We start from the raw sequence: 16,812 nt of genomic DNA on the forward strand, positions 1-16,812 counted from the left end.
TATTGGCATGAAAAATAAAATTGATTCAATCTTTCACATATTAGGAAATAAAACCAGAAGAGATATTCTTTTTGCGCTGTCAGATGAACCAATGTACTTCAATCAAGTATCAAAGAAGATAGGAATTGGACAACAAGCCATGTTGCGCCACATGCAAGCATTGGTAGACACCGGCTTTGTCAGAACTTATGGAGAAAAAAGTGATTTTGGCGCACCTGATAGAAAATACTATCGCTTAGAATCATCATTTAATCTATCAATATCACTTTCAGAAGATGAATTTACAATAGATTACAATGAAGAGAAAATACCAAGTGACAAAATTGAAATATTATCCAATAAAAAATTCAAACAAATTTCGGATGATCCCAGTAATGCATTAGGAACACTAAGAAAATATCTTACAGAGATAGATAATGATATTCAAAACCTTCAATCTGAAATCAATAATTTAAAAGCAATAAGACAAATGCTTTTACAAAAAGTTCATCAAATTGGGCAAGACAATTTTATTCATCTTGAAAGAAAGATAATATACAAAATGATGAAAGAAAATCCCACATCTGTAACAGAATTGTCCCACATGATAAGCGAGAACAAATTCGAAGTACTAAATGCATTAAGAGGTTTACATGATAAGATGGACAAAGGAACAATGAAAACTCTAGTAGATGAACTGACAACCTAGCGAGGAGGTAAGATACGAAATGGATGTTGTTTACATAGAATTCAAACGATGTGAGTTAAGTGGCATGTGGGATTCTTCAGAATCAGACATAAAGACATACTATGAGGCAAAAGGCGAGCCTGCGGTATTGGATTTATGGACAGATGCAGGTAAAAAAGAGAGTTACAAATTCAAAAAAGGTGCAATGATAAGAATTACTTCCAATATAGTCAGATTTAACAGGGAAGATACGAAACAGCCGGTGATTTAGCCTAACACATGAGGGGTGTCAAACTCTTTACACTATTCACTTACCTGGCGCTTTTTATTTTTCATTCAGAAATTGCAGAAATTTGTTTGTATTTTGTATATGAAAGATAGAGATTCGAACTAAATGTTTGACACCTAGTCATGACATAAAGCTAGAAAAATTCTGTTAGAACAACATAGATGACAAATCCTGTATCATTCAAGCCAGCCATTTACACAGTAATTCAGGTAGAAAATGTGACATGTTAATCTAAAGTGATGGTAACTAATTGCACAGAAAATGTGTGCAATTAATGTACTATGAAGTATGTTTTAGATGTGTCAGGAGACAAAAAATCTATTGACTGCAAAAAGATCTACATCGCCCATGATCAATTTATTTGATGATACAAAGTTCATACAAATGAAAAATTACAATTTTATCTATTCTAAAGGAAATGTAAGTGAAATAGTACTTTCCGTGGTTTTTATCTGAATTTTTTTAACTAACACATCATGTGCAAGTTCAGATACCATCGTCTTGACATACAATGACCATTTGCTTCCAAGGTCGTGTTGTATCGTAAATATGTAAGAGTTCTTTCCTTTTTCTATGTAATGCTGCATGTACGCCACGTTTAGCCAAGATCGTAATATTTCAATAAATTCCTCGACACCTTGATCACCCTTTGTGAAAACAAGAATGTTAGTAAAGTCGTCTTTGGCAATCTTCTGTGCTAGATTTACAATCTGCTCTTCAGTCATGCGGTCTATGGCATCTTTCACAAATGGCTTTGTCATGGGTAAGAGACCCACTTTTCTTTCATACCTTCCCCACTGCATATGACCTGAAAGTACTTTAGAGACAAATGCGTTTAAATTAATCTTTTCAAGATCTGCCTCGTTTTTTAATTCCTCAAGAAGTGATGAGGACAATCTAAAAGTAACTGTTTCTGTTTTTTTCTTAGGTTGTTTGTTTTCACCATTTCTCATCAGAATACCTCCATATCAGACAATTAAAAGGATACCTAGGATGAATTAATCCAAATTGATTCATTTCATCGGTATGAAGATTTTCTTTTCTAGTCCTAACCATACTTGCCATGTAGAAAACTTTCAAATCTTTTGAGGTGTCAAAAGTATCTTTCCAAAATGAGTCCCATTTGCCATCATCTCAAGTCCTTTTGCAACTTCACCAAATGGCAAAACAGTATCTATGATAGGTTTTATCTTTCCCTGACTAGTCCAATAGATCACTTCATCCAACTCTGCCTTGGTTCCCTGGGTTGAACCCAAAATATTAACACCTTTGAAAAAAAGGTATCGAAGATCTATTGTCGATTCGTAACCAGTGGTGGCACCTGTAGATACAAGCGTCCCACCCTTTCGCAATAATCGTACTTCACTTGGAAAATGAGTCTTACCTATATGTTCAATTATTATGTCGACTCCGTGTTTTTTAGTAATTTCCCTGACTTTACGTTCCCAGTTTTCCAATCTATGGTTTATGACATGATCCGCCCCCAGTGAATAGCATTTTTCAGATTTTTCCTTATTGCCTGCGGTTGCAATCACTGTGCAATTGAAGAGTTTGGCAATCTGAATTGATGCGGTTCCAATTCCACTACCACCCCCCATTACAAGAACAGTCTGCCTTGGTTGAATTTTTGCCCTTGCTACAAGCATGTGCCAGGAAGTCATGCCCACCATTGATATGGCTGCGGCGTCCTTAAACGATAGATTATCAGGAATTTTCACTAGGTTAGTATCAGGCATATGAGTATACTGTGAAAATCCTCCCCACAAAGGTCCCGTTTGATATCCCCAGACAAGCCTATCATCACAATCGTATTCTCTTCCAGTATTACACGCATTACAAACTCTACAACTAAGATTTGGATGAATTGCTACCCTCTCGCCTGTCTTGAATTTTGTAACATCTTCACCTACCGATACTATAGTACCAGCTGCATCGCTGCCAGATATGTGTGGTAGTGGAACTTTAATCGGATGACCATACATTGCCCACAGATCATCATAATTATATGCTGAAGACTCTATTCTTACCATGACCTCATTAGGTTTTATTTTTGGCATATCAACATCTTCAATTTTTACAACTCTGGCAGGCTCTCTACCGATCTCTCGAAATACTGCAGCTTTCACAATCTTATTTTTTCAATATGGCCTATTTAACCTAAGTTTACTTTGTACCACATTGTATTGCTACTAGTTTAATCATTGTTTCAATGACATGATTGCCAATAATGATGAAACAATCCGAAGTATTTTGCACATCAATCAGTTGCATGGATGGTAGAATCCAGCTTCCCATAATACATTGGCTAAAAGAGAATTATGAAGCATCTTTTGTTGATACCATAACAGAGCCAGGCATAGACAATCTGTTCACTAACACAGATAAAATAAAGGAAATCAAATCCAAGACATTAATTTCAGTTAACAAGCATGGCTCAAAATTGATTATAGTATCAGGCCATAATGATTGTGCGGGAAATCCAGTTTCTAAATCAGAACACATTGATCAGATAAAGCATGCAGTTTCTGTAATAGAATCTTGGAAATTACCAATTAAGACAATAGGAGCTTGGGTAAACCATAATTGGGAGTTAGAAATTCTTGAGTGATGAACTAGCTAACCTTTTGCAAAATAACCCTTACAATATTTGTAGATTCTTTAGATATGGACACGATATAGCATATGCTAGATGAATTATTTAACAAATGCAAACTGGACTTGTGTAGTAGAGGACCCATAGTAACAGATAAGGACACAGGAGAGATTCTGTGTGCCAGTTGTGGTCAGGTCTTGATAGAAAAAATGACCAGTATCGAACCAGAGACTCGTTCATTTGGTCTTGAACAATTCAGTGAAAAAAGTAGAACAGGAATAAAATCAAGCCTGGCAATTTATGACATGGGTTTAACAACAATAATAGGAATTACAAACAAGGACGCATCTGGTAAAAATCTCTCAGGGCACATGAGAAATACATTTGGGAGGCTACGAGTTTGGGATCAACGAAGCAAAGCCAAGCCTCGTGACAGAAACATGGCATATGCATTTACGCTTCTTAACGGAATGAAGTCAAAACTTACGCTACCAGACTATGTTATTGAAGATACTGCATATATTTACAGAAAGGCTCTTGCGACTAAAACAATACGGGGAAGAAGCATAGCATCTATGCTATATACTGCATTATATGTGGCTTGCAGAAATAACAATATTCCAAGATCATTACGAGACATAGCCGAGGCTGGAAATCTTGGACGTGGTGATCTTGCTATAACATACAGAATTATGATGAGAAAATTAGATCTGAAGGTTGAACCCTATGACCCCGCAGAATTTGTTCTTAGAATATGTAATATGATTGGTACAAGTGAAAAGACTCGGAGAATTGCTTCAAATCTAATATTGAAAGCAGAAGACGCCAAGTTTTCAAGTGGAAAGAATCCCATGTGTCTAGTTGCAGCTGCAGTTTACTTGGCATGTAACATCAGCGGAGAAGATAAAACTCAGGTAGAAATTGCAAAAGTGTGTGGAATAAGTAACGTCTCTGTAAGAAATGTATGTAGACTCTTTAGGCAAAAACTAGATCCTCTAATTCGTCAAGAACAGGTAAAAACACACCAGATTCGATGAACATCATCAGCACGTACTGAAAAAGAGACGAATTATACTAGAGTGGTATTTTATGCTTCACATAGAAGACATCACGGTGCCAAACTTTCTGCACTATCCTCTTGGAGTTTACATTAATTCGTAGACAGATGTAGATTAGAAATTTGAAAATTATGAAGTCCCTTGTTTTTAGAATAGATCAGATATTATTTTTCAAGTTATTTGATTTTGTGAAACATTTCTCAGATTCTTTGTTTTTACCCATTTTGGCAAGTACACGTCCCTTGTTTTGCCAGGCTGCTGCAAACTCTGGCCGTAGACGTATTGCTTGTTCAAAACATTCTAAGGATTGTACAAAATTTCCCAGAATAAAGCAACAAACTCCTTTGAAATTCCAAGTAGCCGCATTTTTAGGATCTAATAATATTGCTTCGTCAAATGATCGTAATGCGTCATCATATTTTTGCAATTCAGAAAAACATATGCCTTGTAGATTCCAGATATCAGAAGATTCAGGATTTATCTGTAATGCTTTTCCATAGCAATACAATGCATCATCGTATTTTTTTAATGCAGACAACGCATTTGCTTTTTTTATCCAGGCATTTGCATATCTTGGTAGTTTATTCAGCGTTTTGTCAAGAAATAGTATGGCTTCATCATATTTGTGTTGTAGCATCTTTGATTCGGCTTGACGATAGTATTCTACAGCATCTTCAGGATAGATATCATCAAATTTTTGTATTGACTTTGATTGTGGGACGCCCTGATCCTTGAGAATCTCATAGGCATTGCATATTTTAATAAAATTCTCTTCGGCACCGTCAGAAAAATCCTTATCAGGATGATATCTGAGTGCCAAATTTCTATATGCAGATTTTATCTCATCCATAGATGCACCAGGCTTAAGCCCCAACACCTCAAGACTTTGAAGAACATCCAACTAAAAATTTAATCATAATGGAATTAACTAAATCTTTCTTAGAGATTCAGATTTTGTTGAATACTTGCATCAGTATGAAAATCCCAGTTCTCACAGGTATGCGACATGAGAAATTGCAAACTATGTTCTCTCAAATTACAAATGTAGAGATACAATATGTGTAAAATATCACCAGCGGTATAAAAAGACCAATTAAGATGAACTGTAGATAAAAAATATGCAGTATCAAAAAAATGATCCAGTTATGATTACCATCAGTGTAGCAATATTTTCTCTGCTGATGATCATGGCATACATGGCATTATCGTTTATCAGTATTATTGCAATATTAATTGGAATGGCAGTGATAGTCTATCAGATAATTACCTTACGCAAGAATTTATCTTCTAAATTTAAACAGGGTGTACATTTTCCTTCTCTGTTGTTTGTTTTTTTTATTGCAACTCCAATAGCTCTTGGCATCACGGTTGGTTCTGACACATACTTTACCCAGGCATCCATATCAAAAGCAGTTTTGTTATGGGGTCTCACTCTGACATTTTGGAATACACTTTTGTTCATACCACTTGCATTATACAGTAAACACAGAGAAATGTCCATACCAGAATTAACAGTATTTCCTCGAGTATCAATAATTGTTCCTGCATATAATGAAGAAAAAGTCATAGAAAAAACAATTCAGGCCCTCATTGAAACAAAATATCCAGACAAGGAAATAATTCTGATAGATGATGGTAGTAAAGATGAAACATTTGCGATAATGTCTAGATACAAAAAGCAGGCTAAAGTATTACACAAAGAAAATGGAGGAAAGGCCAGCGCGATAAATCTAGGACTCGCATATTCAACAGGAGAGATAATAACAATTGTTGATGCTGATACAATAATTGGACGGGAGTCACTGACACATCTAGTCAGAGGATTTTCCACTGACAAAAATGCAGCAGTTGCAGGAAATATCAAGGTAAGAAATCGTAAAAATTGGCTTACATGGTGCCAGGCGGCAGAATATGTATCAGGCATTCAAATAGCAAGAAGAGCATTAGATGTATTTGGGGCAATATCAGTAGTGCCAGGAGCACTAGGAGCATTCAAGAAAAATATTTTAGAAGAGATCGGCAGTTACCACAAGGATACACTTGTTGAAGACTTTGATGTTACACTTAAAATTCTTAAAACAAAACTAGTCATATCTGGAAGCACAAACGCTACTGCCTATACTGAAGCACCAGAGTCATTAAGGAATTTATACAAACAGAGAAAACGATGGTATCAGGGAAACTTGCAAGTTTTTTCTCGACATTCGGATGCACTAACAAATCCCAGGTTTGGGACATTACAAAGACTTGTTTTTCCATACATGGTTTTTTCTAGCTGTGTTATGCCTTTTGTCAGTTTTATAACATTAGGCAGTGCAATATATGCAGGGCTTACTGGTGGCACATGGTTTGTGCTTGGAATGTTTACCATATTTTCAGTGTTACAAACATTACAGGTTGCACTTGCAGTTAGATTAGATAACGAAGAATCAAGGCTTGTTGCATACGGGATTTTCCTAGTCATAGGATTCAAACAAATCTTGGACATATTTCTCCTAAGTGCAATATTTGGATACTTGAAAAGTAGAGACGGTACATGGACTAGTGCAGAAAGAGTTGGAGTGTAACAACCAGAAAAGTAACAATATTGATTCTTAATAACTAGCAAGAATTAGCAGAAATGAAGCAAAATTTGAACATATTAGGATCAATTCAAAAAAAGATTTACTTGGCTGTATTTTCAGTTTTCATGCTTTCAATTCCAACAACAGTGTTTGGAGAAATCAATGGATCAGTAGCAGTTACGTTGGTTTATACAAATGGAGATACTGCAGATTATTGGCCAGTATCCCTAAAGATCTACCAAGACACTAGTCAAACACCATACAAAGAAATTGAATCAGTGACAGGGAATCCATTTAACATCACATCTCTTCCCATTAATCACCAATACAAGATAGTAGCATATGCAGACAGTATGTATTCAAGTGTGTCATATGTTAACCTACAACAAAGTCATCAAGATGTAATAATGAAAATACCTCTTCCGGGAGGAATACGAATAAACGCGTTTTACAATGACGGAATTACACCAATTGCAAATGCTACAGTATTCATAAAATCAGCCCAAGATAATAAAACATGGGCACATAGCTATACAAACACAGATGGCGAATCATTACGTTTTTGGATACAACCCACAACATATCAAGATGATCACTATATTACTGAAATACGCATAGGAAATCATTTGTCGTATTCTGAATCTCCAATATATTTGAGACCTGGAACAGCTCAAGAGGCAAAAATTATAACAAATTGGCCTCCAATAGTAAATTCACTCATAACAGTAAAAATATTCAATCAACAATCACACACAGTTGGACTATCAGATGGAAAATTTACAGTGAACTTATTTGACAGTAATGGAAATGAAATTGCCAATTCTCCTGTAACATCAAGAGGAGAAGCATATTTTTCAAACATTAAGGTAGGCGATTATACATTCAAGGCCATGAAAACAGATGATGGTTCAGAATGGGCAAATACAACAATAGCTGAGGATGGGTCTATTACTAATGTACATATAATCCCAATCAAAAACAATACAGAGACACACACTCCGTCACCAACTAGCACATCACAAAAATCAAAGACAGATTGTAATTGCATAGTATTTAGGCTTGACAACATACAGGACTATTGGCTTGACGATGTTCAGATCAAAATAATAGATAGTTTTGTTAGCAAGGACATAGGGATTACAGCAGGAATAATTGGGAATACATTTGGTAATGATACAAAAATTATAAGTTATCTAAAATCAGAAACAAATACCGGAAACATAGATGCTGCTATAAATGGATGGAATTTTGAAGACTTTACAACTTTGACAAAAAATCAACAGACAGATTTACTACGTGAATCAAGATCAAAGATATCACACATAATCGGCATTAGCCCAATTGTCTTCATACCACCATATGGCAAGGCCAACAATGACACATTATACGCAATGGGAGACAATAATGTCACCGTCATTAGCGGTAGTGAACTTCAGATTCCTCAAGATCTTGCTGGAAAAATATCCAGTTATCCGACCAGCGTATTTCCGAACATCGTAACACAAAACAATAATCAAAGCACGGTAAACGACAAAATGCTATCTTCTATAGACAATAGTATTCAAACAAATGGCTATGCCATAATTTCACTTAATTTTCAAGATTATGCCATGACTAATGGTACAATCAAAATAGATACACCTGATATGGAAAAGATACAAAATCTTGAAAAAATAATAGACGAGATAAGAAATAGAGGATACCAGATAAGTACAATTAAAAAACTATCAAGTTTATCTGAGAATCAAAATTCAACAGTATCAAGTATTTACAAATGGTCTCAAAATGAAACATCCGATTCAGAGTTCATTAATTCTTTAAAATCACATATTACTGATATAATTCTAAACAATCACAATTTTACAAAAATTCCAAATTGGGTAAAACATAATGCAGTTTCGTATGAGAATGGGCAAATATCAGAAAAAGAATTTTTAGACATTATAAGATACTTGATAAGTACGAACATCATAAAGTAACATCATGAATCTTCAGGGCCAAGCATTTCATTGTCTTTCACATCATGATCCCATTTGCCCCGTATTCCTTTATACATGACAATTCCTCCTACTCCCAACAGAGCAAGAGACATCAGTAGATACAACATATGATCATAACTCTTATCAGAACATTTCACATGCATTGCAATACCCGACGAATAATCATAGCAATCATCAAAATTTTGTTGCTGTATTGCATATTGAGAGTATCCTGAATTTCCAATTCCGCCAACCACAAAGCCTCCAAATATAATAGCAGCTCCTATCATTATGAGTCTTATATCACTCATTATGCAGAGATAATCATCTGCACAATATTTAATGTTGTTAACATCGTAGGACAATAAGCGAATAAAAATGGTTTTTGGTCTAGGTAAGAAAAAAACAGAACCACCCACAGTACCGACACAAATCGAAAAAACAATAAAACTTGACGATATCCATACTATGCTACGTCAGATAGAGACTCCCAGCATTGAAAATGCAATTAACATTTCAAAAACATCTAAAGAAGAAATAGAAATACATAGAAAAAAAATTCGAGAGATCATCATTCAATTAGAATCAGATGATCTCAAACTTGACGAAATAGACAAGAATCTTGCAACAATAGTGAAGAGAGGCAAAGGCTCGATAGTAGCCACCATTAAAAAAGAAACATCCTCATCTTTGACAAATCCTGTAAAATATGATCAGGTAGTTTTACTTAACATGGAAATTGCCCAGATGTTAAAAAGAATTGGAGATGTATTAGGAATGAATTCCAGAATAATACATATTTTTGCAAAAAAATATGCAGATATCCTTAAAGATGAAATTGCAAAAATAGCAAAAAGTCGAAACCAATTACAGGCATCAATAAATTCTGTTGAAAACATCAAAGCACATCAAGAAAATATTTCAAGCATGATGCAAAAAATTTCAGAATACAAGACAACAATCAAGCAAAAAACAGACAGACTGTTACAGATAGATGTCGAGATGCAATCTTTAAAACATAGCATAATAGATTTACAGAAACAGATTCAAGAATTAAAGGAAAGTAATGATTATAGAAGATTTTTAGATGTGAAAGAGAAAATAGATTTGACATTGTCTGAAAAAACCAGTATCAAAAATATAATTAGTTTACAATTTTCAAAAATTTCAAGACCACTTGGAAGATATACATACATTTCATCATTTGAAAAATCTGTAAAAAAAATGATGGATGATTTACTTGTAGATCCTTATGAAGTAGTCTCTTCACAAAGTAAAAATTCTATAATTAACATACTTGAGGCAGTTGAAAAATCTGTAATTTCAGGCTCTATCTCTGTCAAAGATTCAGAGAAATCACTAGAACAAATACAAGAAACAATATCCAAGTTGGATGAATTTATTGCATTAAAAGAACTATACATGAAAAAAGTATCAGAACTAGAGAAGGATCTGTCAATATTTAATATCAAAGCATTAGAGTCAAAAGAACAAGATCTAAAAAAAGCAGAAGATAATCTAACAAGTACAGAGAATCTCAAAAAGAAATTAGAAGAGGAGGTAAAGAATAACAGGCAGACGCTTTCAGAGAATGTTAAAGAATTAGAAGTAAATCTTTCTAAATTGACAAATTCAAAAATATCAATTGAATTTTCTTGATACATCTAAGATTAATTAGAACGACATCTAATCATATTCACAATTGATCTTTTCTAGAAAAGAAAAACGCAAAAAAACAGTCACTATAAAGAAAGATGTCAGAGATGGCATTCTATCATATTGCAAGATGAATCATCCAAACGAATGCATATTGATACTCAGGGGTAGATCAAAGCAAGGAAACATCTATGTCGATGGTCTTGTTATACCACCATTTTTTCATACAGGTCCGACATTTGCAGGATTCCCACATTCATTTCTACCATTAGATACTAGCTATGTAGGAACGGTGCATTCTCACCCAACAGGGCTTGCCAGGCCATCAGTTACCGATCTGCACAATTTTTTTGGCTTTGTTTCCATAATAATACAGTCACCTTATGAAGACGGTGACATTTTCTCTTATGATCGTGATGGAAATTTGCTTGAAACTACGGTAAGTTCAGACCAATTCTGACAAAAATTTATAAGCTTTTTGATGATAAGCAATAACGTTGATTAATTACAAGACTTATCTCATATTCCTTTTTGGTTCACTTGCAGTTAGCATAGGATTACAAATGTTATTGCCATTCCCATATGGCTTGATTGCAGCGTTGGCCATCTTCATAGTATTCCCACTCTTTCTAAGAAACAGAGCCATGAAGAGAATGGGTGGAATGGGTTCAGATTCAGGAGTTGGCGGAGGAGGATTCTTTGGCCAAAATCAAGGAGTAAAGTACATTTGTCTTGCTTGCAACAATAGATACAAAGGTGGAACATGTCCAAGATGTGGCTCCAAAATGAAACGAGCAGATTTTTAGAGTAAAAATGACTCTAGAAGAGCTTAGAAGTAAGGCATTATTCCAAAACACAATTGATACATGGATAATGCTATGTGAAGAAAAAAATGCAGAATGGTTTTTACCAGAAAATTACAAGAAATTCATATCCCATCTATTTCAGAATGGTTTGAAACTACAGAAATTCCCATTATGCATAAAAGAATCAGGCGGGATGTATCAAAGAGGAAGAGATAAAACACAATTTGCAGAAACACTTGCACAATCTACAGATCCAAACGCCGCTGCATATACAATCAAACTTTCAGATAGCACGATAAAGATAATTCGTCAATTTAGTTCCGCCGCAGCCTAGGGTTTACAATAGCATCCATTGCTTGACCCATAAAGACAAATGCTAAACCGGTCACTGCAATCATTATTCCAGGAGGCAATATCCACCACCACATTCCTCTTGCTGCAGCATTGTATGTGCTTGCATCATGCAATATTTGTCCCCATGTGGGAAAGGTTGGATCACCCAGACCAAGAAAACTCAGGCCCGCCTCAGTTGTGATTGCAGACGGTACAGATATGGCAATACTTGCAAAAGCATAAGGAAGAAGTTGAGGTAGAACATGTTTGAAAATTATTTTATAGTCTTTTTGACCCATTAATTTTGAAGCCTCAACATATTGAAGCGTTTTAATCTGCAGAGCCATGCTTCGAGAGACTTTGGCCACTCCCACCCAACCAAATATTACAAGAAATCCAACCATCAAAAATATACTATTGCCAATCGTTACAGCCAGAATTATCAATAGTGGAAGTGCAGGCATTGCATATATGATATCGTTGAAACGCATCAATGCCTCATCTGTTAAATTACCTTTGTAACCAGCATAGACGCCATAGACAAGTCCTAAGATCACAGATCCAATAGAAACAGTAATTCCAACAAAAAGAGCTAGCGGAGTTCCCCAAAGAAGCCCAATAGATAGGTCTCGCCTTAGTTCATCAGTGCCCATCATGCCATACACTTTGCCACCCAGGATAAAGTGAGATTGTTCAATAGACGACTTTGCAGATATATCATACAGATTTGCTTTGAAAATATAATGACCTTTTAGAATTTTATTTATCGACAATTGTGAAAAAATGATTTTTTCAGAAGAAAGTCCGTCTAGAGAAAAAGTATATTCGTTTTGTAGGTTTCCGATATTTTTTGCAATCGTATTCTGTGTGGAAAATATCATACCATGATATTCTGTACTGCCATTTGAGAACGGTAGAGCAGCGGAAATTAACATGACCTCTACCCCATCAGGCCTTAAAACAGATAATTTCAACAGTGGGGAGCCTTGATATTTTGCAGTGTATTGATAGATAAAATCGCTCGGGAATCCATCATATTGATAGTCTACAGCAAAGGAATTGGTTGAAACATGTATCGAATCAATTTGTTGCGATGAAGTAGTAGGTGACAATATCAAATGTTCTGGAATTTTTTCAGATTCAAAATAATTTATCCATGATGGAAGAGCCGATTTTGGATAAGATAGCCAGTTTGTAGGATCATTCCAGGTTTTAAATTGATCAAAAGGCACAGTAACAAATGCCAAAACAGACATGAAAAAAAGAATCCCCAGTATAGAGATTCCAACCAGTCCAATTCTACTTTTAGAAAATTCAGTCCAGATTTCTTTACTAGAAATACTCATTTGTGTCTCACCCGTGGATCGAAATAACCATACAATATATCAGATATGAACACACTTGCAAGAAAGAGTACAGTTAACACATAGGTTTCACCGATAATCACAGGTAAATCAAGAACACTTATTGCTTCAAAATATAATCTTCCCATGCCAGGCCAGTCAAATACAGCTTCTGTTATTATTGCACCTCCGAGAGAACCTGACAGACTAAGAGCCAGAATGGTCACTATGGGAGGAGCTGCATTCTTTAATGCATGTGAGTAAAGAATATCTTTTTCATTTATGCCCACAGATCTTTTTGCAGATATGAAATCTTCCTGCAATATTCCTATCAAGAAATTTCTGACAAGATAGGCCCATGAACCAAATCCAATAATCACAAGAGTAATCATAGGAAGAATCATGTGGTACAATAGAGACCCCAAATAACCAGGATCAGTTACTGGTACATCAGGAGTTGCTCTTGCGGGAAATACTGGATAGAGAAATGCAAATACAAATATCATTAAGACACCTACCCACCACACTGGGAAGCTACTAGAAATTATAGCAAAACCAGAGGTAATTTTATCAAGCATCGAGTTTACTTTACTTGCAACAATCATTCCCAAAAATATACCAAGTACAGAAACAATTACGGTTGCGGTCGTGAAAAGCAGTATTGTCCTAGGTAATTTTTCCAATATTATGTCTTTTACATCAGATGAACCGCTATCACTTGTGAGAAATTTAGCATGACCAAAATCCAGAGTAAGTATTTTGTACATAGATAATCCTATTCTTTGTGGGGAATACCACGGTTGATCAAGTCCAAGTGCAGTAATTCTTTGTTTTATTTGATCTGAAACATACGTATCAAGCTGTTCACTAGTTTTGAAGCTTGACAGTAGATTCTTGTTCGCAGTCACTTGTTGACGTATCTCTAGTGCAACACTTTGTTTTGATATAGAATCCATGTTGGAACCTACAAGTGATACAGTAACCAGAAGTGTAGCCATTAGAACTCCAAACATGGTAATTGCACGTTTAACAAGAAATCGCTTAAACCCCATTTTTCAATCTCCTTGCTAAATAGATAGCTAAAATGGCCGTGATTACAACTATAAAAATAACATATAGAGAGCTGAGACCAGTTTCAACATTAACAGTACTTTGTACTATTGTTTCATTCAAAGGTGGAGCAGTACCATTTATGGCAAGAAAACTTGTATGATACATGTCAGGCTTGTATGCTTTGTCTGACACTACAAACAGCTGAAACCCATTAGCATTAGGATCAAGATGTAGTGAATCCTTTGGTGGTAGAACTATTTCCATAGAACCAGTTTCCGAGGTTTGGTTACCATGTGAAATTATTTTTCCTTGAGAGTTTGTAAAATAATAATACACAGTAGAATTTGGTGTTACAGATATAGGAATCGCAAGTTTTGAACCAAGAGATACAATAGAAGGCACTTCAATACTTTCTATTTTTGGTACAGATACATTCTCAAATTTTCTCCAATGATCAGCAGAAAAAGGATATGTAGAATCTGCAAATGATTTAAGAACCATTTTACGTGCATCCGGATAATATGCATCTAGATAATACGGGCCATTACTAATTACGGCATGACCATGTTTGGAAATCCAAGATGCAGAAGAATTGTACCTTTCAGCAAAATAGTTAGAATCGTTCACAAATGCGAGTGCTGGAGGTACTGCCTTTTCAGTTTCAAAATCTTGCAGATTAGCCATCAAAATATGTGCGTCATCTGGTACCACTAAGGACATCCAGTCAACATTTTTACTTACAGAATCAGATCGTGAAAATGCAAGTTTTCCATCCGTTACTGCTTTTTCCATGGAATAAAGCATCTCCCATGGCATTGCAGGCCAAACCTGTGCAGAATCTGCAATCTCACCAGAATCAAAGTGCCAATAATTTTGATACACTTCAATAGTTTCATTATCAAGTATTCGTATACCGACCAATGTCTTTGCAGCCTGATTTGCCTTTGGAGAGTATTCAGAATCAAATGTTTTTGTGCCGTTTACATCATCAGTGCCCCATTGATACATGAAATATATCCCATACAATACATCATTCATATCCATAGGCATTTTGTTATGCCAATTTCCAAATTTCAGATGGAATGTCACTTCACTTGTAGCTTTGATTCCAGATCCGACATGTACCCATTTTTGTGTAGCAACATCCCACCGGATTGCATCGGATGGCACACCCACTTTGTCCAAAGGTCCCATGGTATGGACTTTCCAATCAGAGCGTACCGGAATAGTGTACCCAGTATATGGATCCTTAAAGGAACCAGGATCACTTATTACTCCCCATATCTGTTGACTGGAGGAATCTACAAAACCTGCTATGGGATTCCACGCACCTTGGTAGATCTTTTTTACTCCTATTGTTAGCGTGTCAGAATCTGATCTTGCATTTATTGGTGTAAATCTCGTTGTTATTCCAGCACCAAAATCATTTATTGTGCCATTGATTTTTTTGTTTGTTATAAATTCATCAGTCTTACATGCGAGAAATATTCTAACTGAATCTGTGATTCCTCGATCTACTGCTTGATTTATCAAATTAGAGCGTTGTTCGGGGGATGTAAAATTTCCAAAAAATATCTTTTTTGATAAATCATCCATCTCAGGATCTTGAAAATTCCAATACGATGGATTGTTAAATCCTGGCATATTAGAATACCAAGAAGAATACATTTGTGCAGTAATCACAGAATCATACCTTACAAAACCACCGGTTACCCACCCTTCTGTATACACATTCCACTTTAGATCAGAGGGATTTGACCCATACACTACAGAAAAGGCCTTTGTTAAATCACCATAATCTTTGACTACTGTAAAACCCACGTTTTGTAGTTGGGTTGCAAGTATTTCCCCAATGGATTTTCTTACAGGATCATCATTTCTAATAAAAATTGTAATCTGAATTGGTTTTGATTTGTAATACCATGTTGTGCCTACTTTTTGTGCTCCTTCTTGCTCAAGCGCACTTGATATCATCTGATTTGCAAGTGCAGGATTGTATTTGAAATCAAAAGATTGTACTGTTCCAAGCACTGACAAATAATCAGGATCATACGGCTTGTATGCAGATACCATAGAAGTTCCATAACCACTTAGAATTTCATCCACAATAAGATCTCTGTCCACCAAATAGTTTAATGCAAAACGCACTTGTTGAATAGAAAATGGGTTAAATTGTTCAGAAGTAGCAGGGTTTAACAAAATACTATAGCTTGTACCAGTTGAAGGATATATTTTCAGATAATTTTTTGAAGAATCATCCAATCTGTCAACAGGCACAGGCGAATAATAGATATCAAGATGCCCATTCTTTACTTCATCAATTGCCGTATTATCATCAGAGTATTGAACAAATTCTATTTTGTTAAAACTAGTGTTTTTTTCTCCAAACACAATTACGAAAGGCACTGCAAAAAGTACCACAACCAAAAACAAAAGTTTCATGACATGCCTTTCCAAGAATCATATTTAAT

Annotated in this window: 17 protein-coding genes; 10 read left to right on the forward strand and 7 right to left on the reverse strand. The window is 35.4% G+C overall.

The annotated features are described in order from the left end of the window. Window positions 1-7 precede the first annotated feature (7 nt). Window positions 8-688 carry an ArsR/SmtB family transcription factor gene (locus NSIN_RS08115; RefSeq protein WP_101010718.1) on the forward strand — a complete coding sequence of 227 codons (681 nt, stop codon included), beginning with the start codon at window positions 8-10 and terminating at the stop codon, window positions 686-688. Between the two features lie 19 nt (window positions 689-707). Continuing rightward, entirely contained in the window at window positions 708-938 is a 231-nt protein-coding gene (locus tag NSIN_RS08120; protein WP_101010719.1) for a hypothetical protein, read from the forward strand. Window positions 939-1,360: 422 nt separating this feature from the next. On the opposite strand, the gene NSIN_RS08125 is transcribed toward NSIN_RS08120, so the two are convergent. Both NSIN_RS08125 and NSIN_RS08130 read right to left on the reverse strand, forming a co-directional pair. Then, window positions 1,361-1,909: a hypothetical protein gene (locus NSIN_RS08125; RefSeq protein WP_101010720.1), complete on the reverse strand. Its 549-nt coding sequence runs from the start codon at window positions 1,907-1,909 to the stop codon at window positions 1,361-1,363. A 123-nt stretch (window positions 1,910-2,032) separates the two neighbouring features. Then, the gene (locus NSIN_RS08130; RefSeq protein ID WP_101010721.1) at window positions 2,033-3,082 is read right to left on the reverse strand and encodes a zinc-binding dehydrogenase; all 1,050 of its coding nucleotides are present in this window, start codon (window positions 3,080-3,082) and stop codon (window positions 2,033-2,035) included. Window positions 3,083-3,183: 101 nt separating this feature from the next. Between NSIN_RS08130 and NSIN_RS08135 the strand changes: the two genes are divergently transcribed. Together NSIN_RS08135 and NSIN_RS08140 are read left to right on the forward strand one after the other, a co-directional pair. Continuing rightward, on the forward strand, window positions 3,184-3,564 hold the full coding sequence (locus NSIN_RS08135; RefSeq protein ID WP_245871950.1) for a carbonic anhydrase: 381 nt from the start codon (window positions 3,184-3,186) through the stop codon (window positions 3,562-3,564). Between the two features lie 74 nt (window positions 3,565-3,638). Continuing rightward, window positions 3,639-4,586, forward strand: a complete 948-nt coding sequence (locus tag NSIN_RS08140) for a transcription initiation factor IIB (RefSeq protein WP_101010723.1) — start codon at window positions 3,639-3,641, stop codon at window positions 4,584-4,586. Window positions 4,587-4,764: 178 nt separating this feature from the next. Here NSIN_RS08140 and NSIN_RS08145 read toward each other — a convergent pair whose 3' ends face one another. Next, window positions 4,765-5,508 carry a J domain-containing protein gene (locus NSIN_RS08145; RefSeq protein WP_101010724.1) on the reverse strand — a complete coding sequence of 248 codons (744 nt, stop codon included), beginning with the start codon at window positions 5,506-5,508 and terminating at the stop codon, window positions 4,765-4,767. Between the two features lie 217 nt (window positions 5,509-5,725). Here NSIN_RS08145 and NSIN_RS08150 point away from each other — a divergent pair, with 217 nt between their 5' ends. Together NSIN_RS08150 and NSIN_RS08155 are read left to right on the forward strand one after the other, a co-directional pair. Continuing rightward, entirely contained in the window at window positions 5,726-7,174 is a 1,449-nt protein-coding gene (locus tag NSIN_RS08150; protein ID WP_101010725.1) for a glycosyltransferase family 2 protein, read from the forward strand. Window positions 7,175-7,227: 53 nt separating this feature from the next. Further along, complete coding sequence (locus NSIN_RS08155; RefSeq protein ID WP_101010726.1) at window positions 7,228-9,150, forward strand: polysaccharide deacetylase family protein; 1,923 nt, start codon at window positions 7,228-7,230, stop codon at window positions 9,148-9,150. Window positions 9,151-9,152: 2 nt separating this feature from the next. On the opposite strand, the gene NSIN_RS08160 is transcribed toward NSIN_RS08155, so the two are convergent. Further along, the gene (locus tag NSIN_RS08160) at window positions 9,153-9,461 is read right to left on the reverse strand and encodes a hypothetical protein (protein WP_133124121.1); all 309 of its coding nucleotides are present in this window, start codon (window positions 9,459-9,461) and stop codon (window positions 9,153-9,155) included. 67 nt (window positions 9,462-9,528) lie between these two features. On the opposite strand from NSIN_RS08160, the gene NSIN_RS08165 reads away from it, so the two are divergent. From NSIN_RS08165 to NSIN_RS08180, 4 genes are read left to right on the forward strand one after another with little or no spacing between them, the layout of a single operon-like run. After that, window positions 9,529-10,809, forward strand: a complete 1,281-nt coding sequence (locus NSIN_RS08165) for a hypothetical protein (protein WP_101010728.1) — start codon at window positions 9,529-9,531, stop codon at window positions 10,807-10,809. 46 nt (window positions 10,810-10,855) lie between these two features. Next, window positions 10,856-11,266: a Mov34/MPN/PAD-1 family protein gene (locus NSIN_RS08170; RefSeq protein WP_101010844.1), complete on the forward strand. Its 411-nt coding sequence runs from the start codon at window positions 10,856-10,858 to the stop codon at window positions 11,264-11,266. A 37-nt stretch (window positions 11,267-11,303) separates the two neighbouring features. After that, window positions 11,304-11,612 carry a hypothetical protein gene (locus tag NSIN_RS08175; protein WP_177346303.1) on the forward strand — a complete coding sequence of 103 codons (309 nt, stop codon included), beginning with the start codon at window positions 11,304-11,306 and terminating at the stop codon, window positions 11,610-11,612. Window positions 11,613-11,619: 7 nt separating this feature from the next. Next, window positions 11,620-11,946: a hypothetical protein gene (locus tag NSIN_RS08180; protein WP_101010729.1), complete on the forward strand. Its 327-nt coding sequence runs from the start codon at window positions 11,620-11,622 to the stop codon at window positions 11,944-11,946. Here NSIN_RS08180 and NSIN_RS08185 read toward each other — a convergent pair. From NSIN_RS08185 to NSIN_RS08195, 3 genes are read right to left on the reverse strand one after another with little or no spacing between them, the layout of a single operon-like run. After that, on the reverse strand, window positions 11,927-13,291 hold the full coding sequence (locus tag NSIN_RS08185; protein ID WP_101010730.1) for an ABC transporter permease: 1,365 nt from the start codon (window positions 13,289-13,291) through the stop codon (window positions 11,927-11,929). The two genes, NSIN_RS08180 and NSIN_RS08185, sit on opposite strands and share 20 nt — an antisense overlap. Next, complete coding sequence (locus tag NSIN_RS08190) at window positions 13,288-14,340, reverse strand: ABC transporter permease (RefSeq protein WP_245871951.1); 1,053 nt, start codon at window positions 14,338-14,340, stop codon at window positions 13,288-13,290. Before NSIN_RS08190 ends, NSIN_RS08185 begins: the two co-directional genes overlap by 4 nt. Then, window positions 14,330-16,783, reverse strand: coding sequence for an ABC transporter substrate-binding protein (locus tag NSIN_RS08195; RefSeq protein ID WP_101010731.1), 2,454 nt, complete (start codon window positions 16,781-16,783; stop codon window positions 14,330-14,332). Before NSIN_RS08195 ends, NSIN_RS08190 begins: the two co-directional genes overlap by 11 nt. Window positions 16,784-16,812: the final 29 nt, after the last annotated feature.

Source organism: Candidatus Nitrosotalea sinensis (assembly GCF_900143675.1).
Taxonomy (GTDB): domain Archaea; phylum Thermoproteota; class Nitrososphaeria; order Nitrososphaerales; family Nitrosopumilaceae; genus Nitrosotalea; species Nitrosotalea sinensis.